This window comes from Streptomyces sp. NBC_01176, assembly GCF_045039825.1.
Taxonomy (GTDB): domain Bacteria; phylum Actinomycetota; class Actinomycetes; order Streptomycetales; family Streptomycetaceae; genus Streptomyces.
Map to the genome: position 1 here is coordinate 2,750,636 of NZ_CP108600.1, position 20,870 is coordinate 2,771,505.

15 protein-coding genes are annotated in these 20,870 nt (G+C 73.7%); 6 read left to right on the plus strand and 9 right to left on the minus strand.

Annotated features, from left to right (window positions below; translation table 11 throughout):
- Nucleotides 1-24: 24 nt before the first annotated feature.
- From rsgA to OG199_RS11690, 5 genes are all read right to left on the minus strand, one after another.
- Complete coding sequence (gene rsgA, locus OG199_RS11670) at nucleotides 25-1,116, minus strand: ribosome small subunit-dependent GTPase A (RefSeq protein ID WP_401801125.1); 1,092 nt, start codon at nucleotides 1,114-1,116, stop codon at nucleotides 25-27.
- A gap of 300 nt (nucleotides 1,117-1,416) precedes the next feature.
- Nucleotides 1,417-2,895, minus strand: coding sequence for a cellulose binding domain-containing protein (locus OG199_RS11675; RefSeq protein ID WP_405829375.1), 1,479 nt, complete (start codon nucleotides 2,893-2,895; stop codon nucleotides 1,417-1,419).
- A gap of 285 nt (nucleotides 2,896-3,180) precedes the next feature.
- Nucleotides 3,181-4,536 carry a radical SAM protein gene (locus tag OG199_RS11680; protein ID WP_356799624.1) on the minus strand — a complete coding sequence of 452 codons (1,356 nt, stop codon included), beginning with the start codon at nucleotides 4,534-4,536 and terminating at the stop codon, nucleotides 3,181-3,183.
- A gap of 72 nt (nucleotides 4,537-4,608) precedes the next feature.
- On the minus strand, nucleotides 4,609-5,271 hold the full coding sequence (locus OG199_RS11685) for a pyridoxamine 5'-phosphate oxidase family protein (RefSeq protein ID WP_405829377.1): 663 nt from the start codon (nucleotides 5,269-5,271) through the stop codon (nucleotides 4,609-4,611).
- A gap of 145 nt (nucleotides 5,272-5,416) precedes the next feature.
- Nucleotides 5,417-6,424 carry a hydroxyacid dehydrogenase gene (locus OG199_RS11690; RefSeq protein WP_405829379.1) on the minus strand — a complete coding sequence of 336 codons (1,008 nt, stop codon included), beginning with the start codon at nucleotides 6,422-6,424 and terminating at the stop codon, nucleotides 5,417-5,419.
- Between the two features lie 179 nt (nucleotides 6,425-6,603).
- Here OG199_RS11690 and OG199_RS11695 point away from each other — a divergent pair, with 179 nt between their 5' ends.
- From OG199_RS11695 to OG199_RS11705, 3 genes are all read left to right on the plus strand, one after another.
- Nucleotides 6,604-7,854, plus strand: coding sequence for an FAD-binding protein (locus OG199_RS11695; protein ID WP_405829380.1), 1,251 nt, complete (start codon nucleotides 6,604-6,606; stop codon nucleotides 7,852-7,854).
- Nucleotides 7,855-8,007: 153 nt separating this feature from the next.
- Nucleotides 8,008-9,246 carry an ROK family transcriptional regulator gene (locus OG199_RS11700; protein ID WP_356799616.1) on the plus strand — a complete coding sequence of 413 codons (1,239 nt, stop codon included), beginning with the start codon at nucleotides 8,008-8,010 and terminating at the stop codon, nucleotides 9,244-9,246.
- Nucleotides 9,247-9,429: 183 nt separating this feature from the next.
- Nucleotides 9,430-12,342: a glycoside hydrolase family 2 TIM barrel-domain containing protein gene (locus OG199_RS11705; RefSeq protein ID WP_405829382.1), complete on the plus strand. Its 2,913-nt coding sequence runs from the start codon at nucleotides 9,430-9,432 to the stop codon at nucleotides 12,340-12,342.
- A gap of 63 nt (nucleotides 12,343-12,405) precedes the next feature.
- Here the strand turns inward: OG199_RS11705 and OG199_RS11710 are convergent, their stop codons facing one another.
- Nucleotides 12,406-13,269, minus strand: coding sequence for an NAD(P)H-binding protein (locus OG199_RS11710; RefSeq protein WP_356799612.1), 864 nt, complete (start codon nucleotides 13,267-13,269; stop codon nucleotides 12,406-12,408).
- A gap of 87 nt (nucleotides 13,270-13,356) precedes the next feature.
- On the opposite strand from OG199_RS11710, the gene OG199_RS11715 reads away from it, so the two are divergent.
- Nucleotides 13,357-14,067, plus strand: a complete 711-nt coding sequence (locus OG199_RS11715) for a TetR/AcrR family transcriptional regulator (RefSeq protein ID WP_356799610.1) — start codon at nucleotides 13,357-13,359, stop codon at nucleotides 14,065-14,067.
- A gap of 305 nt (nucleotides 14,068-14,372) precedes the next feature.
- A complete protein-coding gene (locus OG199_RS11720) occupies nucleotides 14,373-15,170 on the plus strand; it encodes an alpha/beta fold hydrolase (protein WP_405829384.1) in 798 nt (265 codons plus the stop codon).
- On the opposite strand, the gene OG199_RS11725 is transcribed toward OG199_RS11720, so the two are convergent.
- Together OG199_RS11725 and OG199_RS11730 are read right to left on the minus strand one after the other, a co-directional pair.
- Nucleotides 15,167-16,048, minus strand: a complete 882-nt coding sequence (locus OG199_RS11725) for an isocitrate lyase/phosphoenolpyruvate mutase family protein (protein ID WP_405829385.1) — start codon at nucleotides 16,046-16,048, stop codon at nucleotides 15,167-15,169. The genes OG199_RS11720 and OG199_RS11725 overlap by 4 nt on opposite strands.
- A gap of 67 nt (nucleotides 16,049-16,115) precedes the next feature.
- Complete coding sequence (locus OG199_RS11730) at nucleotides 16,116-17,987, minus strand: DUF2264 domain-containing protein (RefSeq protein WP_405829386.1); 1,872 nt, start codon at nucleotides 17,985-17,987, stop codon at nucleotides 16,116-16,118.
- Nucleotides 17,988-18,109: 122 nt separating this feature from the next.
- Between OG199_RS11730 and mmuM the strand changes: the two genes are divergently transcribed.
- Nucleotides 18,110-19,054 carry a homocysteine S-methyltransferase gene (gene mmuM / locus OG199_RS11735; protein WP_356799600.1) on the plus strand — a complete coding sequence of 315 codons (945 nt, stop codon included), beginning with the start codon at nucleotides 18,110-18,112 and terminating at the stop codon, nucleotides 19,052-19,054.
- 130 nt (nucleotides 19,055-19,184) lie between these two features.
- Here the strand turns inward: mmuM and OG199_RS11740 are convergent, their stop codons facing one another.
- Nucleotides 19,185-20,807, minus strand: coding sequence for a carboxylesterase/lipase family protein (locus OG199_RS11740; RefSeq protein ID WP_405829388.1), 1,623 nt, complete (start codon nucleotides 20,805-20,807; stop codon nucleotides 19,185-19,187).
- Nucleotides 20,808-20,870 lie beyond the last annotated feature (63 nt).

Genomic DNA, 20,870 nt, shown 5'->3' on the forward strand with positions numbered 1-20,870 from the left:
CCACCCCCCTGCCCAGACCAAGGGTCAACGCCCCCGTTTGGCCTCCATGGCCGCCTTCCCCTCCGCCCCCTTCCGCTTCCAGTCCCGCCGGATCTCCGCCCGCAACCGCGCGTCGGTCTTGGCGACGATGCGCTGGTTCTCACGCAGGAGCTTGCGGTAGCTGTCGAGGCGTCGTTCGGGCAGGGCACCGGACTCGAGGGCGGTGAGTACGGCGCAGCCGGGCTCCGCGACGTGCGCGCAGTCGTGGAAGCGACAGTCCGCGGCGAGCTCCTCGATCTCCGCGAAGACCTGCCCGACCCCGGACTCGGCGTCCCAGAGGCCGACGCCGCGCAGACCGGGTGTGTCGATGAGGACACCACCGCCGGGGAGGGCGAGGAGGTTGCGGGTCGTCGTGGTGTGGCGGCCCTTGCCGTCCACCTCACGCGCGGCCTGCACATGCATCACGTCCTCGCCGATCAGGGCGTTGGCGAGGGTCGACTTGCCCGCGCCGGACTGTCCGAGGAGCACGGTGGTGCCTCCGGACAGGACGGCGGCCAGCACGTCGAGCCCGTCGCCGGTGCCGGCGCTCACCGGGAGTACGGCGACCCCCGGCGCGGTGGTCTCCACGTCCTGTACGAGGTGACCGAGGGTGACGGGGTCGGGCACCAGGTCGGCCTTGGTGAGGACGACGACCGGTTGCGCGCCGGATTCCCAGGCGAGTGCGAGGAAGCGTTCGACGCGGCCGAGTTCGAGTTCCACGGCGAGCGACACGGCGATGACGGCGTAGTCGACGTTGGCCGCCAGGATCTGCCCCTCGGAGCGCTTGGAGGAGGTGGAGCGCACGAAGGCGGTGCGGCGCGGCAGACAGGTGCGTACGTAGCGCGGGTTGCCCGCGGGTTCGACGGCGACCCAGTCGCCGGTGCACACGACCCGCAACGGATCGTGCGGGGTCACGAACGCGGTGTCCGCGCGCAGGACGCCGTCGGCGGTGACCACGTCGCACTGCCCGCGGTCGACGCGGACGACCCGGCCGGCCAGCAGCCCTTCGGCGTCGTAGGGGGCGAACTCGTCCGCCCAGGCGTCGTCCCAGCCGTACGACTGGAGAGGGTGTGCTGCGGGAGAAACGGAGGAAGTCAAGGGAAACCCTTCACAAGGGCGGCCCCGGCACGCGCACTCGGGCGCGAAGAAGGTGGAAGGTCAGCCGGCGGCCACGGAAGTGGACTTGATGAACGTCTGGATGCGGGCAGTGCCCATCTCAGTGACAGCCATCGGTCACACCTCCTTCATCGCTCAGCCGGCAGCGGTGGCCGACGGCCACCGTGTGAAGCGATCTTCAGCGTATAGAGAGCCGGTACTCGGCGCCACCGGTTTTCCGCTCCCGCGCGGGAGCGGCCAGCGGGAGCGGCCCGGCACATCCGACGGAAGGCGGCCGACGCCTCAACTTCCTTCGTCGCAGCTGTCGTTGTTGAGAGTGAAGTCGTGCGGGGCCGAGTTGGTGCCGCTCCACGAGCCGAGGAAACCGAAGGCGACGGTGCCGTTCGCGGCGACGGAGCTGTTGTAGTCGGCGGCGGTGGCCGTGACCCTGGCGTCGTCCTGGGTGACGGTGCCGTCCCACATCTGGCCGACGCGCTGGCCGTCGTCGAAGGTCCAGCCGACCCGCCAGCTGCTGAGGGCCTCGGTGGAGGTGACGGTGACGGTGGCCTGGAAGCCGTCCGGCCACTCGTTGACGATCTCGTACTTCACCTCGCAGTCCGCCGGCGCACTCCTGGTGACGTCCGCCGGTCGCTCCGACTTGTTCGCGGGCTCGGAGGACTCCCCCTGGGCCTCCGGGTCGGAGCTGACCTCCGGCCGTGTCGTCGAGGCCGCGGTGGCGGTGGCGGGCGGACCCGACGCGACCGCCGGGGCGGAAGGCAGGGGCTCCGCCACCGGCTGCCGCTCGCCCGAAGCGCCGCTCGTGGGCGCGGCCCCGTCGTGGGAGCCGCCGAAGGGCATCAGGGAGACCGTGAGCGCCAGCGCCGACACGACGACGGCGGCCACCAGGATCCCGGTCCGGCCGATCCGGGGCCGGACCGAGCCGCCCTCGGCCAGGCCCGTGTCCACGGCCGCGTCCGTACGGCCGCCGGTCAGCCCCGCCTCCGCGGCGCGGCGCCGCCGTTCCAGATACGCGAGGCCGCCCCAGCCGATCACGCCGCCCGAGATCGCCGCGGGCAGCCCGCCGCCGTGCAGCCGCAGACAGGCGGCCGCCTCCGCGCACCGCACGCAGCGCGCGAGGTGCCCTGAGAGGTCACCGGGGGTCTCGGCGCCGGGCGAGCGGGTGACCGCGTCCAGGAGCCGTGCGTAGCTGCGGCAGCCCGCGTCCATCGGGGTGTCGAGGTGGTTGCGATGGCAACGGTCCCGGAACAGCGCCCGCACCTGGGCGAGTTCGGTGGCCACGGCCGACGGGTCCAGGCCGAGGCGCCGGGCCACGGCGGGCAGTGGCAGCGATTCGACCTCGGCCAGCCAGAGCAGGGCGGCGTCCGGCTCCTGCATGTCCTGAAGGCCGCGCAGCGCGACGGGGCGGTGCAGCGGCGGCCCGGTGTAGCGCGCGGCCTTCTCGGAGTTGAGCCACAGCCGCAGGTCGGGGTCGAGCCGGTGGCCCAGGCCGCCCGCCTCCCAGGCGGCGGCCGCGGCCCGGACCGAGGTCAGCAGCAGCGGAATGCGGGGCAGCCTGAGCACCCTGCGCCCGGTGCCGGTGCTCTTCGATGCCGCGGTGGCGGCGCGCAGTTCGGTGATGCCGTGCGTGAAGGCCTCGGTTGCCAGCTGCGTGGCCGCGGCCGAACCGGACGTGCACAGATCGGCGTACGACAGGACCGCGTCCCAGCACTCCGAGAGCAGCGCGGCCTCGGCGGCGTCCTGGGGGGTCGGCAGGTCGGGCATGGGGGGCTCCTGCATCAACTGCTTCCATGTGCTACGTCAAAGAACGCAAAGACCAACTCGTCTTCCGCACGGGAGAGTTGGTAGCCATCTCAACGACAGCGACCGAGCCTTTCACGGTTCCCACACAACTGACAAGCGAGGCATTCAATTCATGCGGCACGCGGTTGCGGCACCGCTCAAGGCACCGCGCGTGGGCACCGCTCGCGGCACCGCGCGTGGCACCGACGAAGGCCTCCCTCCCGCGGTGCGGGAGGGAGGCCGGGAAGTCTCGGTCTCAGGCGGCTTTCACGGAGCGGCGGGCCCGCTCGCGTCCGCGCCCGCGGGTTCCCGCGCCGGAAGGCTGTCCATGAAGGAGCTGACCGAGAAGACCGCGTTGCCGGGGCCGGGCGGCCCGTATCCGGGCGGCGAGGACAGCCCGAAGTCGTCCATCGTGGAGCGGTACGCCTCCAGGAGGCGGATGTGGTACTCCAGCGGCGCACCCTGCGGGTTGGCCTTGCCCAGGGGGGTGGTCGGCTCCGGGCACCAGGTGGTGAAGCGGGGGGTGATGCCGTGCGACATGAAGAAGCGCAGGCCCTCGGTGGTCGAGGCGATGGCCTCGTCGACGGTGGTGAAGCCGAACGGCTCGGCCATCTCCACGCCCGCCACGAAGTTGGGGATGACGTTGCGCGCGCCGAAGATCTCCGCCGAGTCGAGGATCCGCCGGTGCCACTCGTCGCGGCCGACGTAGCGCTCCTTGCCCGGGCAGTAGAGCTCGAAGAGGCGGCGGTCCCACACCTCGTAGTTGGGGTGGTAGATCTGCACCCCGTAGTCCTTGAACCGCTGCACGTCGTCCCGCGGCAGCGCCTGCGCGACGACCTTGCCGATCCACCGCCCCGGGAAGCGCTCCTCGATGGCCTTGGCGTAGTGCCCGTAGAAGTCGGCCTCGTCGCGGCCGGCGACCTGCGAGGTGATGGCGCCGCCGGTGAGGGTGTACGCGGTCGACGCCTTGGTGGTGTCGTACCGGTCGATGATCTCCAGCGCCTCCAGGACCTCCTCCACGTCCTTCACGCCGGTGTAGGGGCGTCCGGCCGCCTTGTGCTGGCGCCAGTTGTGGTTGATGTCGCAGTACTGGCACTCCTCCTTGGCACCGAAGTACTGGCAGACGCGGAAGACGGTGAGGTAGATCAGGTAGCCCCACTGGATGGTGGGTGCCACCTCCATCACGGACTTCCCGTTGGAGAGGGTGTGCCGGTAGTACTCGGGCATCGGCGGCACGCCGACGTCGGAGATCCGCTTCCCGTCGAGGTACAGCCCGAGCATCCCGTCCTCGTCGGCGGCCACCCGGTACGGCGAGGAGGGGTTGACGCGCACGGACACGACCGTCCGCCGCAGGTCGTACGGGCCGCCGGTGAGGATGATCTCCTCGGGCGGACGCCGCAGGGCCGCCTCGCCGAGCTCGGGCAGGGTGCCGTGGTCGAAGGAGAAGATGAAGTACGACTTCGGCTTGACGTCGCCGGCCGCCTCGTTGGTGGTGTCGCTCAGCGCCGAGGCGTCGAAGGCCACACCCCCGCGGAGCAGGTCCTCCTTGAAGACGGCTTCCCGTGGTACGTGCGGGAACCGCTCCATCAGATCCTCGACCAGCGCGGTGCGGCTGCCGCCCATCCCGTTCTCCTCGCTCCCGGCTCGTGCCGAGCCCTGTGGCTCGACTCCTCACGGTATGCCCCTGCCTGCGCGTCAGCCGTGCCGGGTCCCCTCGCGTCGCGCGATGTGCGCGGGCGGGACGAGTTCGGGCGGCAGCAGGGGGTCGGGCTCGGGTGCGCCCCACACCGCAGTGAGCGGCAGCGTCCCGGCCCAGAGCCCCAGTGCCGCGTCCGGCCCGTCCCCGTCATCCGGGGCGCCCGTACGGATCTTCACGGAGGCCTCTTCCAGAGAGAGGGCGAGGAGGGTGGTCGCGGCCAGTTCCCTGCGGCTGGGGCGGCGGGCGTAGGCCCACTGGCCCGGCGTGGCGTGCTCGGTGAGCCGGCGCAGTCCTTCGGTCTTCTCCGCCGGGTCGGTCACCTTCCGCGGTACGCCATGGATCATGGCGCTCCGGTAGTTCACCCCGTGCTCGAACACCGATCGCGCCAGGACGAGCCCGTCGACGTGCGTGACGGTCACGCAGACCGGCGCTCCCGCCGCCAGGCTCCGGCTGGCGACCGACCCGTGCACGTACAAAGACTCCTCGTCCCGCCCGTAGACCGTCGGTACGACCACCGGCCTGCCCTCGACGACCACTCCCAGGTGGCAGACGAACCCCGCGTCCAGGATGGCGTGGAGCTCGCCCCTGTCCAGGGAGCCCTGCTGGCGCAGACGGCGGTGGCGGGTGAGGTCGGTCTCGGGGAGCGGATCGTGGACCATGAGGTGAATGCTACCGATAGCGCACACATTCAGCTATTGATCGACTGAATCAGCAGCACATGACGTCATCGTCGACGGAATTCGTCGCGACCTGCGGCCAGTCCCGGCGCCCGCGGGGAGGACACCTCACCGACGCCACGCCCCGTCACGCCATCCTCCCGAGCTCCCGTTCGTCCACCCGGAACTCCGGTGCCCGGCCGGAGACCAGTCGCTCGGCCTCTCCGACCACCACCAGGCCGAGCCGGGCGAGTTCGTTGCCCTGGGAGCCCGCGAGGTGCGGGGTGACGAAGGCGTTCGGAAGGTCGTACAGCGGGGAGTCCGCCGGGAGCGGCTCGGGCTCGGTCACGTCGAGAATCGCCGCGATCCGCCCCGTCCGCAGCTCGTCGGCCAGCGCGTCGTGGTCGACGAGGGAGCCACGCGCGGTGTTGATGAGCACCGATCCGTCGGGCATCAGGCCGAGTTCGCGGCGTCCGATCAGATGCCGGGTCTCGGCGGTCTGCGGTGCGTGCACGCTGACGATGTCGCTGCCGCCGAGCAGAGCGGCGAGCGGCACCAGTGCGACCCCGAGCGCGGCGGCCCCGGCCTCGTCCACGTACGGGTCGGCCAGGCTCACCCGCAGATCGAAGGGCCGCAGCAGTTCGATGAGGCGGCGCCCGGTGCGCGAGGCCCCGATGACGCCGACGCGGCGGCCGAGGTTGCCGATACCGGGGAGGACCCCCTGATGGGGGAAGACCCGTTCGGCACGCAGGCGGTCCCGGTGGGTGAAGACGTCCTTGCCCGCGAGCAGGATCATGGCGAGCGTGTACTCGGCGACGGGCAGCGCGTTGGCCCCGGCAGCCGACGACACGACGAGCCCCCGCTCCCACACCGCGGGCGTCACGAATCCCTTCACGGAGCCCGCGGCATGCAGCACCGCACGCAGTTCCGGCGCCGCTTCCAGCGCGGCCGCGTCCAGCGGCGGGCATCCCCAGCCGCTGATCAGGATCTCGGTCGTGGCCAGCGCCTCGCGGACGGCGGGCCGGGTGAAGTCCTCGGCGACCAGGGCGGGATCGATGTCGACGAGGTCCCGCAGCCGGGCCAGCACGCCGGGCGGGAAGATCCGCGGCACGTTCTCCGCGGTCATGGCGAACAGCGCGACGGGACGCTCGGACAAGGAGTCGGCCTTCCGGCTCGGCGACCTCGGGGGAAAGCGTTCTCTACGTTAGGCGGCGCCCCATGAGAGGGTCAATGGACGGGCCGGTGGGACGCCCGGGGCGACGAGGTAGTTTCCAGCAGTGGCCGCCGCGCACCGCACGGCCACGAACGGCGACTTCCCGGGGAAGGACCACAGGGATGACCAAGCCCCTGACCAACTGGGCCGGCAACATCACGTACACGACCGAGGAACTGCACCGGCCGCAGTCGCTCGACGCGCTCGCCGCCCTGGTCGCGAAGAGCGCCCGGGTGCGGGTGCTGGGCAGCGGGCACTCCTTCAACGAGATCGCCGACCCGGGCCGAGACGGCGTCCTGCTCTCGCTGTCCGCGCTGCCCCCGGTCGTGGACGTCGACACGACGGCCCGTACGGTCCGGGTCGCGGGCGGCGTCCGGTACGCGGAGCTGGCGCGCCGGGTCCACGAGCACGGGCTCGCCCTGCACAACATGGCCTCGCTGCCGCACATCTCGGTGGCGGGGTCCGTGGCGACCGGCACCCACGGCTCGGGCACCGCCAACGGGTCGCTCGCCTCGGCCGTCCGCGAGGTGGAGCTGATCACGGCCGACGGTTCGGCCCTGACGATCGGCCGCGGGGACGCGGGCTTCGACGGGGCGGTGACCTCGCTCGGCGCGCTCGGCGTCGTCACCGCGCTCACCCTCGACCTGGAGCCGGACTTCGAGGTGAGCCAGCATGTGTTCACCGAACTCCCCGAGGACGGGCTGGACTTCGAGACGGTGGCGGCGACGGCGTACAGCGTGAGCCTGTTCACCGACTGGGGACGGCCGGGCTTCCGGCAGGCATGGCTCAAGCGGCGCACCGACCAGCCGCTGCCTGACTTCCCGTGGGGGACGCCGGCCACCGAGGCGATGCACCCGGTGCCGGGCATGCCCGCCGGGAACTGCACCGTGCAGTTCGGCGTGCCGGGGCCGTGGCACGAGCGACTCCCGCACTTCCGGGCGGAGTTCACCCCCAGCAGCGGATCCGAGCTGCAGTCCGAGTACCTGCTGCCGCGCCCGGACGCGGCGGACGCGCTGCGCGCACTCGACGCGATCCGCGGGAACGTCGCCCCGCTGCTGCAGATCTGCGAGGTGCGCACGGTCGCCGCCGACCGGCAGTGGCTGAGCCCCGCCTACGGTCGGGACACCGTGGCCCTGCACTTCACCTGGGTCGAGGACACCGAGGCCGTGCTGCCGGTGGTACGGCGGGTCGAGGCGGCGCTGGAGCCGTTCGATCCGCGGCCGCACTGGGGCAAGGTGTTCACCGTGCCGTCGGACGTGCTGCGCGAGCGCTATCCGCGACTGGACGACTTCCGGGAGCTGGCCGGTGCGACGGACCCGACGGGCAAGTTCGCCAACGGCTTCGTCTCGGACTTTCTCCACCCCCTTTCCTAACCCCTTGCCGAACGTCCTTCCCCGGCCGTAGCCTTGCCCCGCGCCGGGGCCCGCGGGTCCCGTCCCGGGCCCCGGTCCGCACCGCACGCCACGCGTCGGCGACGACCGCCCGGGACCCCGCTCGTGGTTCGGAGGACCGAGGTGGCAAGGCCCGTGAAGCGCACGTCACGCGACATCCGCACCGCGAACCGCTACGAGGTGCTGCGCCAGATCATCGCCGAGTCCCCCACCTCCCGCCAGGAGGTGGCGACCGCCACCGGGCTCAGTCTCGCCACGGTCGCCACGCTCGTCGGCGAGCTGCTCGACCTCGGGATGCTGACCGAGGTCGGGTTCGAGGACTCCGCGGGGGGCCGCCCGCGGGGCCTGGTGGCGGTGGACGCGTCGGGGGGCGCGCTGATCGGCGTCGACATCGCGGAGACCTACGTCCGCGTGGAGATGTTCGACCTCGCGCTGAACGTGCTCGCCCGCGCCGCCGAGGACATGCGCCCTGGCGAGAGCCGCCCCGAGCGGATCGTCGGGCATGTCGTCACGGCCGTGGACGCGGTGGTCGCCCAGGCCGGCCCCGGGGGCGCGCGCGTCCTCGGCGTCGGGGTGAGCGTGCCGGGTCAGGTGGACCGTGACACCGGGATCGCCGAGTACGCCCCGAACTGGGACTGGCACGACGTACCGCTGCTCGACCTGCTCTCCGAGCACCTCGCGTACCCGCTCCACCTCGACAATCCCCTGCGCGCCTGCACGGTAGCGGAGTTGTGGTTCGGCGCGGCCCGGGGGCGCGGGGACGCGGTCGTGGTCAATCTCGGGACCGGGGTCGGTGCCGGACTCGCGCTCGGCGGCGGGCTGCACCGCGGGGTCAGCAACAGCGCGGGCGAGTGGGGTCATACGACGCTGGTCCTGGACGGGCGGCCCTGTCACTGCGGCAATCACGGCTGCGTGGAGACGTACGTCGGGGCGCCCGGCATCATGCTCAACCTGCGGGAGGCGAGCCCGGACAGTCCGCTGCTGCGTCCCGGGGACCAGACCGCCACGATCGACGCGCTCGCGCGCGCGGTCGCCGCCGGCGATCCGGTGGCCGTCGAGGTCGTCCGGGAGACGGCCCGTTACCTCGGCGCGGGCATCGCGGTCCTCGTCAACCTGCTGAACCCGGAGGTCGTGGTGCTCAGCAGCTGGGTCGCCGCCGCACTCGGTGAGCCGCTGCTGCGCGAGGTGCGTGCGGCCGTCGCCCGGCACGCCCTGAAGCGGCCGCTGGCCGCCACCGGGATCGTCCTCTCCCCCGTTCCCGGCGACCCGGTCTGTCTGGGCGCCGCCACCTTCGCCCTGGAAGGGGCCCTCGACGCGGTGGGACTCAGACCCGTGCACGGCAGGACCGCCGTGCGCCGCTCCGCCCCCGCGTAAGGCCGCCCCGCATCACCCTCATGACGCCGGAAGGGAGGCTCCCGCCGCACCCCCCCCGACCGTCCTGCCCCTGGTGTCCGCGACATCCCGCGCCGTCCGTGTCATCCGGGTGTGCCTCCGCTCTCGGCACCGGCCGGCGCGGGGCTCGCGCGGACCGGCGTCCAGGGCTGAACCAGGAGACTCATGTCCTTCCGCACCTCGCCCAGGCTCCCGGCCGCCCCCGGCCCGGAGGAACCTCTGTCCGCCATCCACTACGTCGAGGACGTCTCACCCGGCGGCGCAGCACTCCCGCCGCGTGCCCGGTACGCGTCCTCGGACGCCAGGTCCCTTTCCCTGAACGGCAGTTGGCGCTTCCGTCTGTCCCCCACCGCCGACGCGCAGGACGACTCCTTCGCGGCGGAGGGCTACGACGCCGGAGACTGGGACCGGGTGTTGGTGCCCGGTCACTGGGTGCTGCAGGGACACGGCGCGCCGATCTACACCAACCACCGCTACCCGTTCCCGGTCGACCCGCCGCATGTGCCGACCGAGAACCCGACCGGTGACCATCTGCACACCTTCGACCTGCCGTCCGACTGGCCCTCCGACGGCGGGGCGGTGCTGCGCTTCGACGGAGTCGAGTCCTGCGCCCGGGTCTGGCTGAACGGCACCGACGTCGGGGAGTTCAAGGGCTCACGGCTGCCGCACGAGTTCGCGGTGGGCCATCTGCTGAAACCCGAGGGCAATGTGCTGGCCGTCCGGGTCCACCAGTGGTCGGCGGGCTCGTACCTGGAGGACCAGGACCAGTGGTGGCTGCCCGGCGTCTTCCGCGACGTCACGCTGCTGCACCGTCCGGCGGGCGCGGTGCTCGACTTCTTCGTGCACGCCTCGTACGACCACGCCACGGGCGCCGGGACCCTGCGCGTCGACTCCGACGTGGACGGACGGGTCACCGTGGCCGCCCTCGGCGTCGATGTCGCGACGGGCGAGTCCGCGACCGTGCCGGTCCAGCCGTGGACCGCCGAGACACCGCGGTTGTACGACGGGGTCCTGGCGACCCCGGGCGAGCGCGTCCCGCTGCGGATCGGCTTCCGCACGGTGGCCCTGGAGGACGGCCTGATCAGGGTCAACGGCAGGGCGGTCCTCTTCAAGGGCGTCAACCGGCACGAATGGCACCCGGAGCGGGGCCGGGCCCTGGACCTGGAGACCATGCGCGCGGACGTGCTGCTCATGAAGCGGCACAACATCAACGCCGTGCGCACCTCGCACTACCCACCGCACCCCGCCTTCCTCGACCTGTGCGACGAGTTGGGCCTGTGGGTGATCGACGAGTGCGACCTGGAGACCCACGGTTTCGCCGCACAGGCCTGGCGCGGCAACCCGGTGGACGACGACCGCTGGACCCCGGCCCTGCTGGACCGCGCGGCCCGCATGGTCGAGCGGGACAAGAACCACCCCTCCGTCGTCGTCTGGTCGCTCGGTAACGAGGCGGGCACCGGGCGCGGGCTCACCGCGATGGCCGAGTGGATCCGCGGCCGGGACCGCTCGCGGCTCATCCACTACGAGGGCGACCACGACTGCCGTGACACGGACGTGTACTCGCGGATGTACACCGTCCACGACGAGGTCGAGCGGATCGGCCGGGGCGAGGACGGCGGCCCGCGCGAGCGGCGTGGACTTCCCTTCGTTCTCTGCGAGTACGGCCACGCCATGGGCAACGGCCCCGGCGGGATGGCCGACTACCAGCGCCTGTTCACCTCCCACGAACGCCTCCAGGGCGGCTTCGTCTGGGAGTGGATCGACCACGGCGTCAAGGACGAGCGGTACGGGTTCGCGTACGGCGGCGACTTCGGCGAGGAACTGCACGACGGGAACTTCGTCTGCGACGGGCTCCTCTTCCCGGACCGGACGCCCTCGCCCGGACTGGTCGAGTACAAGAAGGTGATCGAGCCGGTCCGGATCGACGGCCGCGGCGCGGACGGGACCGTACGGATCACCAACGCCCAGGACTTCGCGGACCTCTCCGCGCTCGCCTTCGTGTGGTCGTTCCAGGTCGACGGCGAGACCGTCGGGGCGGGCCGGCTGGCGGTGCCCGCCCTGGCCCCGGGCGAGTCGGCCGTGGTGCAGCTGCCGGAGCGGCCCGACGGCGGCGGGGGCGGGGGCGCCGAGACGGGATGGACGGTACGGGCGCTGCTGGCGGCGGACACCGCGTGGGGGCCGAAGGACCACGAGGTGGCCTGGACCCAGGTTCCGGTCGCCGCGCGCGCCCCGATCGCCCCGGCCGCCGGTGCGGGCCCGGTGCGCGGCGACGGCCTGATCACCCTCGGCCCGGCCGTCTTCGACTCCCGTACGGGTGCGGTGCGTTCGATCGGCGGGGTCGGGGTCGACGGACTGCGTCTGGACGTGTGGCGTGCGCCGACCGACAACGACGACGGTGCCGCCTGGCAGGCGGATCCGCGCCTCGGCCCGCTCTGGCGGAAGCTGGGCCTGCACCGGATGCGGCACCGTCTGGAGGCGGTGGAGCCCGCCGACGACGCGCTGACCGTACGGACCCGGGTGGCGCCCGCGGCCGCGGACGTGGCCCTGCGTACGGCGTACCGGTGGACGTCCGACGGGACCCGGCTGCGGCTGACGGTGTCCGTGGCCCCGGAGGGCGACTGGACACTGCCGCTGCCCCGGCTCGGGATCCGGCTGGGGCTCGCGGGCACGGCCGACCGGGTGAGGTGGTTCGGCGGCGGCCCCGGCGAGGGCTACCCGGACACCAGGTCGGCTTCGCTCGTGGCGCGTTGGGAGTCCACGGTCGACGGGCTCCAGACGCCGTACGTCCGTCCGCAGGAGAACGGCGCCCGCGCCGACGTCCGTTGGGCGGAGATCGGCGGACTGCGGGTCGACGGCGAGCCTGAGTTCTGGTTCACGGCGCGCCGCTGGACGTCGGAGCAGCTCGACGCCGCCGGGCACCTCACGGATCTGTCGGCGGGCGACACGGTGTGGGTCAACCTCGACCACGGCCAGCAGGGCATCGGCTCCCAGTCGTGCGGCCCCGGTGTCCTGCCCCGGTACCAACTGCGGGCCGTCCCGGCGGAATTCACCTTCTTCTTCTCGCGGACACCCGGCTGACCCCCGCACGCGGACCGCGGGGGCGGTCGGGGCGAGCCCCCGCGCACGCGGACCGGGCCGACGTCAGCGGGTCCCTGCGAGCGCCGGCTTCAGGACGTCGGCCAGGGAGGTCGTGGGCCGCCCGAGCAGACGGCCGAGCGTGGGGTCGGCGGGCGCGAACCCGCCCTGACGGCTCGCGGCGAACAGGCCCACGAGCAGGTCGGCCGTCGGCTCGGGGAGCCCGTGGGCGATCAGGCCCGCGCGGTAGTCGGCGTCGGAGACGACGATCCGGCGGACCGGGCGACCCGTCAGCCGCGAGGCGATCGCCGCGACACCGGCCATGTCGAGGGCCTCGGAGCCGGTGAGCGCGGGCGTCACCCCGTCGAGGTCCTCCCCGGTGAGCGCGAGCGCCGCCGCCTCGGCGAGGTCGGCGTGGGCGGTCCAGGCGACCGGTCCGTCCTCCGGCACGACCAGCTCGCCCGTCCGCGCCGCCGCGCCGAGCAGCATCACGGCCGACGTGGCGTAGAAGCCGTTGCGCAGCGCGGTGAAGGCGACTCCGCAGTCCCGCAGGGCAGCCTCGGTGGCGGCGTGGTCGGGCATCGGCGGGAAGGGTGAGGAGGGGTTCGCGCCCATGTGGCTCGTGTAGAGGACGTGCTCGGCGCCGGCCGCCACCGCGGCCTCGACGGCCGTGCGGTGGTGGTGGACGGCCGTCTCGCCGGTGGCGTCCGTCGACACGACGAGGACCTTTGCGGCGCCCTCGAAGGCGTGGGCCAGGCTCGCGGGGTCGGCGAAGTCGCCGCGGCGGACGCGTACGCCCCGGTCCAGGAAGCCGCGCGCCCGCTCCGGGTCGCGCACGCTGACGCCGATGCGCTGGGCGGGCACGCGCTCCAGCAGCTGTTCGACGACCGCTCGGCCGAGTGCGCCGCCGGCCCCGGTGACGATGATCATGACGACCTCCATGTTTCCACTGATAACAAGGTGACCGTATCACTGGAATCCGATGAGTGCTAACGCGATTCTGTTATCGTCGGAAACATGGAGAACGTCGACGTCACGCCCCCGGACGGACACCGCGAACGCATCGTCGGCGCCGCCACCCGGCTGCTGACCGAGGGCGGGCCCGAGGCGGTCTCGACCCGGGCGGTGAGCGCGGCGGCCGGGGTGCAGCCGCCGACCATCTACCGGCTCTTCGGCGACAAGGAGGGCCTGCTCGACGCCGTCGTGGCGCACGGCTTCACGGCATACCTGACCAGCAAGACCGCGCGGGAACCCACCGACGATCCGGTCGAGGACCTGCGCGCCGGCTGGGACCTGCACGTGGGCCTCGGGCTGTCCAACCCGGCGCTGTACACGCTGATGTACGGCCGCTACCGCCCCGGCACGTCCTCGCCCGCCTCCGTCGCCGCCTTCGCGGTGCTGGCCCGGCTCATCCGGCGCGTCGCCGAGGCGGGCCGGCTGGGCATCCCCGAGGACCGCGCCGCCGCCCTCGTCCACGCGGCCGGCTCCGGCACGACCCTGACGCTCATCGCCACCCCCGAGGACCGCCGCGACCCGGAGCTGTCCCGCACCGCCCGCGAGGCCGTCATCGCGGCGATCACCACGGACGCTCCCGCCACGGCGGCCCCGGGCCCCGTCACGGCCGCCGTCACCCTGCGCGCCGTACTCCCCCGGACCGACGCCCTGACCGCCCCGGAACGCGGCCTCATGGAGGCCTGGCTCGACCGCATCGCCGACGCGGCCGACTGAGCCCGAACCCAGGAGCGGCCGGAGTCCGGCGCCGGGGACCTAGCTGCCCGCGTCCAGCACGAAACGGTCGCCGGCCGGTACGCGGCCGCCCGCAGCCCGCTCGAGCCCGCCCTCGCCGCGGGCCCGCCACCTCCGCCGCACGGTCGGCACCCTCCGCCGCACGGTCGGCACCCTCCGCCGCACGGTCGGCACCCTCCGCCGCACGGTCGGCACCCTCCGCCGCACGGTCGGCACCCTCTACGGCATGCTCGGCGCATACGGGCTGTCCGAGCCCGATCCCCGCGACACCACGGAGGACGACTTCCATGCCTGATCGCCGATCTCACCACGACGTGCGCGGCAGCGGGCCCGTACTGCTGGTCGTCCCGGGCGGGGCCGGTCACCCCATGGGGCTGGAGGGCGCCACCGAGCGCCTCGCCGAACGGTTCACCGTGGTGACGTTCGACCCGCTCGGGCTGTCCCTCGGCCCGCTCGACGGCCCGGTCGGCGAGCAGCGTGTGGAGGTGTGGAGCGACCACGCCCACCGCCTCCTCGACTCGCTGCTGCCCGACGGCGAGAGCGCGTACGTCTTCGGCAGCAGCTCCGGCGGCATCGTCGCCCTCGACCTGCTGGCCCGGCATCCGCGGCGGCTGCGGCACGTGGTCGCCCACGAGCCGCCCAGCCTGGCCGTGCTGCCCGACGCCGTGGCACAGCGGGCGATGATCGCCGAGGTGGACGAGGTCGGCCGCACCCAGGGCCTCGGCGCCGCGATGGCCCGTCTCCAGGCCGGACTTGTGGGCCGGGGGTGGGACGGCCCGCCCGCGTCGGTGCCCGAGGTGGGCCCGGACACCCCGATGGGCGTCTTCCTCACCCGTGTGCTGGGGCCGTTCACTTCCCACACCCCGGACCTGGCCGCGCTGAAGACCCGGTCCGCCCGGCTCACCCTCGGTGCCGGACACGACTCACGGGGCCAACTCCCGTACCGGACGGCCGCCTTGCTCGCCGAGTTCAGCGGCGGCGGCTTCGCCGAGTTCCCCGGCGGGCACATCGGTGTCATCGAGCACCCCGTCCCGTTCGCGGACCGGCTCACGGCCCTCTTCACCGGGACGGCCGGGGATGTCTAGCCGTTCGCACCGGGCCGGTCGGGACCTCTCCGGCTGAACGCCTGCACCTCGTCGTACGTCGGCGCCGTGCCCCGGGCGGGCCGGCCGGCCCGGATGTCCCCCACGGCGTCGAGGACCGCGCCCAGCGCCCGCCGGTAGAGGAACGAGCCGAGACTGACCCTGCGGACGCCGAGGTCGGCGAGGTGCGCGACGGACGGCCCGGAGGGCGAGTAGAGGAGGTTGAGCGGCACGTCGAGGCTCTTCACGAGAGCGGAGATCCGGGTGGGATCGGTCAGGCCGGGGACGAACATGCAGTCGGCGCCCGCCTGTTGGTAGAGATCGAGCCGACGGAGCGTCTCCCGTTCGTCCGTGCCGTCGCCGAGCCAGTGGGTGTCGGTGCGGGCGTTGACGAAGAGGTCGGGGACGGCTGCCCTGACCGCCGCGATCTTCGCCGCGTGCGAGTCGGCGGGACCGAGCCCGTCCTCGAGGTTGACACCGACGGCCCCCGCGGCGGCCAGTTCGCGGGCCAGCCCGGCCACCTCGTCGGGGTCCTGTCCGAAGCCGTCCTCGGCGTCCACGGACAGCAGATACGGGCCCGCGCCGAGCCGCCGGGCCAGCCGCACCGTCAGGTCCCGGGTCGCCGCGGCACCGTCCGGCAGCCCGGCGGCGGCCGCCACACCGAGGCTCGTCGTGCCGATCGCCTCGAAGCCCTCCGCGGCGAGGAGGGCCGCGGAGGCGTGGTCCCAGGCGTTGGGCAGCAGCAGCGGGGCGTCGGCGTGGTGGAGCGCGGCGAAGCGGCTCGCGCGGGAGGTGGGGCGCCGGATGCCCGCGGTGGAATGTGCCGGTCCCTCGGTGTGCGGGGCCGAGGGACGGGACGGGCGCTCCTGGTCGGCGTTCATGTCCCCCACGCTAACGGCACGACCCTTCGGCGCCGGCCGAACCGTGTGCGCCGGCGCGAAGGGGTGGTCACCGGGGCGCCACCGACCACGACGACGCCGCGGAGCGCCCGTCCGCGGCGCTGAAGCGGAACCGCGCCGACGGACCGGAGGTCCAGCTCACGCTCAGGTCGTACGTCCCTTCCACCGTCACGGACACCAGCTCGGCGAGGGGCCGGGGATCCGCTTCGGCGGTGAGGCGGGCGAGAGCGACGAAGAGAGTCGCTCCGTCCCCCACCGCCCCGGCCCCCACCGCACCGGCCCCGTCCAGAAGGCCGTGCAGGGAGAGGAGTTCGGACCGCGCCGCGAAACCGTGCGGCCAGCCCGTCACGCATACCGGTGTTCCGGGAGCCGCTCCCGCCACCAGGTGCGCCCGCACCTCGACCGCGCCGTGCGCGAGGACGAGGCTGGTGACCCGGGCGCCGTCCCCGGTCGTGTGCCGGGACGCCACCCAGCCGCTCCCGGTACCCAGCGGCTCGATGTGCGTACGGCTCGGGTCACCGCCGACGATCACACTGTTGTCGCAGAAGGCGCCGTCGCCGATCGGTGCACCGTCGCCGCTCGGATCGCCGGAAACGGTCGCGCCACCGGCGACGTTCGGGTCGCCGGAGACGTTCGGGTCGCCGGAGACGTTCGCGTCGCCGGCGTCGGTCGGCGCCGAGGGCCGCGTCACCGTGGAGTAGGCGAGCCGCGTGTAGTACGGGTCGTAGCGGACGTCCTCGCTGCCGTGGTTGTGGAGACGGACCAGGCCGTCCGAAGCGGTCGTCTGGAGCAGCCAGTTGGGCGGGCCGACGGAGGTGACCGCGTCGGAGCGGTCCGTCGGGCCGGGCTCCTCGCGGGCCGTCCACACCTCGTGGTCGGGCGGCAGGAGCAGGCCCACGAACCCCTTGCTCGCCCAGTACGGGGACGCGGGGCCCGAATAGCCCTGCAGGACCGACGCGTCGGGGCCGTGCCAGCCCAGGGTGAGCAGCCCCCGGCCGTCGAGCGCGCCCCGGTCGAGGAAGTGGCGCAGGGCGCCGGACGCCAGGCGCCGGGTCTCTCCCGGCGCGAGGGGCGTACGTCCCGTCAGGGCGCCCAGCCACAGCGGCGCGGCGGTCGCGAACCGGTAGGTCAGGGAGCGGCCCTGGTGCACCGGGGCACCGTCGGTTCCGAACAGCCGGGCGTAGTCCTCGAGATGACGCGCCAGCCGGCCGCCGTACAGGTCGAGCAGCCGTTCGTCGCCGGCCAGCCGGGCGTGCAGCACCGGATACAGATGCATCGCCCAGCCGTTGTAGTAGTCGAAGGCGCGGCCGGGACCGTCGCTGTACCAGCCGTCGCCGAGGTACCACTGCTCGATGCGGTCCAGGCCGCGGTCGATCGCGGCGTGCGCGGCCTCCGGCTCGTGACCGATCTCCGCGAGGAACCCGCCCACCGTCACCGGGAACAACTCCCAGTTGCAGGGCCAGGGTTCGGCGGTCAGCGCGTCGCCGAGCCATCCCGCCGCGCGCTGCCGCACGGCGTCGTCCAGACGGTCCCACAGCAACGGCCGGGTCAGCCGCAGGGCCAGGGCGACGGACGCGGCCTCGACGAGCGGCTGACTGCGGTCGCGGACCCGCGGCCAGACGCCGGCCGTTCCGGCGGCGAGGCCGTCCGCGTAACGTTCCAGGACCTTCTCGTCGCGGCGGAAGGCGGCCAGGAGCAGGGTGCGGGCGTAGCCCTCCAGTCCGTCGGAGAGCCTGCCGGACCAGCTCGTGCGGTCTGCGGGCAGATGGTAGAGCGCGCCGTCGGCGGTGGCGTACGGGGCGACCGCCGCGAGCAGGGAGTCGGCGGCCGCCTCCCAGTGGGCTCGCGTGCAGCCGGTGTAGGGGCTGAGGGCGCGGTCCTCGGGGAGTGCGAGGAACGACGGCGGTGAAAGGGGCGGCATCGGCGGACTTCCTTTCTGTGCCGTGGGATCCGTTCCGCGGGAACCCCGAAAAGGTAGAGGCGGGGTACGGGGAGGTCAACGGGGCCTGCGGGGCCGCCCCGCGTATCGGCTAGCGTCGTGACATGACCAGTGACGCCTCCCGCAGCGACCGACCCCCCGCCCTCGCCGACGCGCTCGCGTCGGGAACGGTCGTCCTGGACGGCGGGATGTCCAACCAGCTCGAGTCCGCCGGACACGATCTGAGCGACGAGCTGTGGTCGGCGCGGCTGCTCGCCGAGCGGCCGGAGGCGATCACCGGGGCCCATCTCGCCTACTTCGAGGCGGGCGCGGACGTGGCGATCACCTCCAGCTACCAGGCCACCTTCGAGGGCTTCGCGAGGCGCGGCATCCCGCACGACCGGGCGGCCGGGCTGCTGCGTCTCAGCGTCGGATCGGCGCGCGAGGCGGCCCGTCGGGCGCGGGCGAAGGGTGTCACGAGGCCCCTGTGGGTGGCCGCGTCGGCCGGCCCGTACGGGGCGATGCTCGCGGACGGCTCGGAGTACCGGGGCCGGTACGGGCTGAGCGTGGCCGAGCTGGAGCGCTTCCACCGCCCGCGCCTGGAGGTGCTGGCCGCCGCCGCGCCCGACGTGCTGGCCCTGGAGACCGTGCCGGACACCGACGAGGCCCGGGCGCTGCTGCGGGCGGTGCGCGGGCTCGGGGTACCGGCGTGGCTGTCGTACAGCGTCGCCGGTGACCGGACCCGGGCCGGGCAGCCGCTGGAGGAGGCCTTCGCCCTGGCCGCCGACGCGGACGAGATCATCGCGGTCGGCGTGAACTGCTGCGCGCCCGAGGACGCGGACGGCGCGGTCGCGACGGCGGCGCGGGTGACCGGCAAACCGGTCGTGGTCTATCCCAACAGCGGTGAGGTGTGGGACGCGGGGGCCCGTGCGTGGAGCGGACACCCGACGTTCACCGCCGAGCAGGTGACCGGCTGGCGGCGGGGCGGGGCCCGGCTGATCGGCGGTTGCTGCCGGGTCGGCCCCGCGGCGATCACCAGGATCAGGGAGTCGCTGGCGTCCGGACGGTGACGCCCGCACCACGGGCTCCGGGCGGATGAGGGGGGTCCCCCGTGTCCGCCGGCCGCTCGTGAAGGACCGCGCGGGCGACTCCGTCACCCGGGCGGCAGGACCTCTTCCCCGGACCCGGGCGTGGCCGGCGTCAGGGCCGGGGGGTGCCGCCGGAGCGACGGAAACGGCGTACGGCCGACAGCGGCGCGACAGCCCGTGCGGGCGAACCGGCGCGCGGGCGCGACGCCGGTGTGGACTCCGGACCGCCGAACGGACCGCGAGCACTCGCGGGCTTGTTCAACTCGGCTGTCCACAGGGCGAGTTCACGGTCGCGTGGGCCTTGGACGGTGTGCGGTTCCCCCGCGCCGAACACCCGCACCGGATGGGTGGTGTCCCAGGCCTGCCAGCCGGGGTCGCCCTCGACCGCGAACCGCACCCAGGCCGCGTGCATCGCGTCGGCGAGCTCCTGCGGGGCGCCCTCGCCGGCGAGCATCGTCGCCTCCGGCACCTCGGCGGTGTCGAAGACGAAGCCGAGCTCCAGGGCGTGGCAGGCGCCGAGCCGGGGCACGTTCGAGGGCCAGGCGAACTCGAAGACGTACGACCGGGAGTGTCCGCGGCGGGCGTCCGCGAGCCGGTGCAGCGGGACCCTCAGGAGGTGGTCGGTGACCATCTGGCCGACGAGCTCGCCGGTGCTCGCCGCCGGGTGGATCGCGCGGTAGCCGCGCGGCACCTCGTGGCCGCAGCGGCAGCGGGCCATGGCACCGGCGAGGGCGACGGCACCGAGCCGGTCGACGCGTTCCAGCAGGCCGCCGGGGACCAGCCAGAGCCGGTACTCCTCGCTGGTCCAGCCGAGCAGCAGGTCGACGCCGGGGGCGGCGCCCTCCAGGAGGGCTTCCAGCGGGTCGCGCGGGACCAGGTCGCCGTCGACGACGATGCCGAACGAGGGCCCGCCCAGCACGGGGCTGCTGAGCCGGCTCACCTCGCCCTGGGTGCGCAGCAGCAGGCCGCGGTCGACGGCGGCGAGCGCCTCGGCCGTCGCCGGGACCTTCAGCCGGGCGGCCATCCTGCGGACCATCCGGCGCACCTTGTCCCGGTCGGTCGTCTCCGGCGGCCCGCTCTGCAGGACGGCCCGGTGGAAGAGCCCCCGGGCACGCGGCGCGGCCAGCAGCGCCCCGATGCTGATGGCGCCCGCCGACTCCCCGAAGACGGTCACCCGGTCGGGGTCGCCGCCGAAGCCCGCGATCGACGCGCGCACCCACTCCAGGGCGGCGAGCTGGTCGCGCAGGCCGGGGTTGGCCGGCCGGTCCGGGAAGAGGCCGTAACCCTCCACTCCGAGGCGGTAGTTGAGGGAGACCAGGACGACTCCGTCGCGGGCGAAGGCGCGGCCGTCGTAGACGGGCACGGCCGACGAACCACGGGTCAGCGCCCCACCGTGGATCCACACCAGCACGGGGAGCCGGGCACCGGGGCCCGGTTCCGGTGTCCACACGTTCAGGTTGAGGCAGTCGTCGCCGGGCACGACGGGGTCGGCGAGCAGCCGTGCGAACGCCTCCGAGTACGGCGGTTTGGGCGGTGTGGGTCCGAAGGCTCCCGCGTCGCGCACCCCGTCCCAGCGCTCGGGGGGTACGGGTGGCCGGAAGCGGCGCGGGCCGAACGGCGGAGCCGCGTACGGGATGCCGCGGAAGACGGCGATCCCGTTCTCGTACCTGCCGCGCACCGCTCCGTACGGGGTGGTGACCACCGGATCCGTCTGCCGTACCGCGTCCGCCGTCATCCGGCCACCAGCTCCTCGCCGCTCGCGCACCCTTCCCGGCAGAGCATCACATCACTTCGGGCC

Excerpts from the sequence above, each read along its gene's own strand:
- OG199_RS11675 (WP_405829375.1), bottom strand. The coding sequence starts at position 2,895 with ATGCCCGACCTGCCGACCCCCCAGGACGCCGCCGAGGCCGCGCTGCTC.
- OG199_RS11680 (WP_356799624.1), bottom strand. The coding sequence starts at position 4,536 with ATGGGCGGCAGCCGCACCGCGCTGGTCGAGGATCTGATGGAGCGGTTC.
- OG199_RS11685 (WP_405829377.1), bottom strand. The coding sequence starts at position 5,271 with ATGGTCCACGATCCGCTCCCCGAGACCGACCTCACCCGCCACCGCCGT.
- OG199_RS11695 (WP_405829380.1), top strand. The coding sequence starts at position 6,604 with ATGACCAAGCCCCTGACCAACTGGGCCGGCAACATCACGTACACGACC.
- OG199_RS11705 (WP_405829382.1), top strand. The coding sequence starts at position 9,430 with ATGTCCTTCCGCACCTCGCCCAGGCTCCCGGCCGCCCCCGGCCCGGAG.
- OG199_RS11710 (WP_356799612.1), bottom strand. The coding sequence starts at position 13,269 with ATGATCATCGTCACCGGGGCCGGCGGCGCACTCGGCCGAGCGGTCGTC.
- OG199_RS11715 (WP_356799610.1), top strand. The coding sequence starts at position 13,357 with ATGGAGAACGTCGACGTCACGCCCCCGGACGGACACCGCGAACGCATC.
- OG199_RS11720 (WP_405829384.1), top strand. The coding sequence starts at position 14,373 with ATGCCTGATCGCCGATCTCACCACGACGTGCGCGGCAGCGGGCCCGTA.
- OG199_RS11725 (WP_405829385.1), bottom strand. The coding sequence starts at position 16,048 with ATGAACGCCGACCAGGAGCGCCCGTCCCGTCCCTCGGCCCCGCACACC.
- OG199_RS11730 (WP_405829386.1), bottom strand. The coding sequence starts at position 17,987 with ATGCCGCCCCTTTCACCGCCGTCGTTCCTCGCACTCCCCGAGGACCGC.
- mmuM (WP_356799600.1), top strand. The coding sequence starts at position 18,110 with ATGACCAGTGACGCCTCCCGCAGCGACCGACCCCCCGCCCTCGCCGAC.
- OG199_RS11740 (WP_405829388.1), bottom strand. The coding sequence starts at position 20,807 with ATGACGGCGGACGCGGTACGGCAGACGGATCCGGTGGTCACCACCCCG.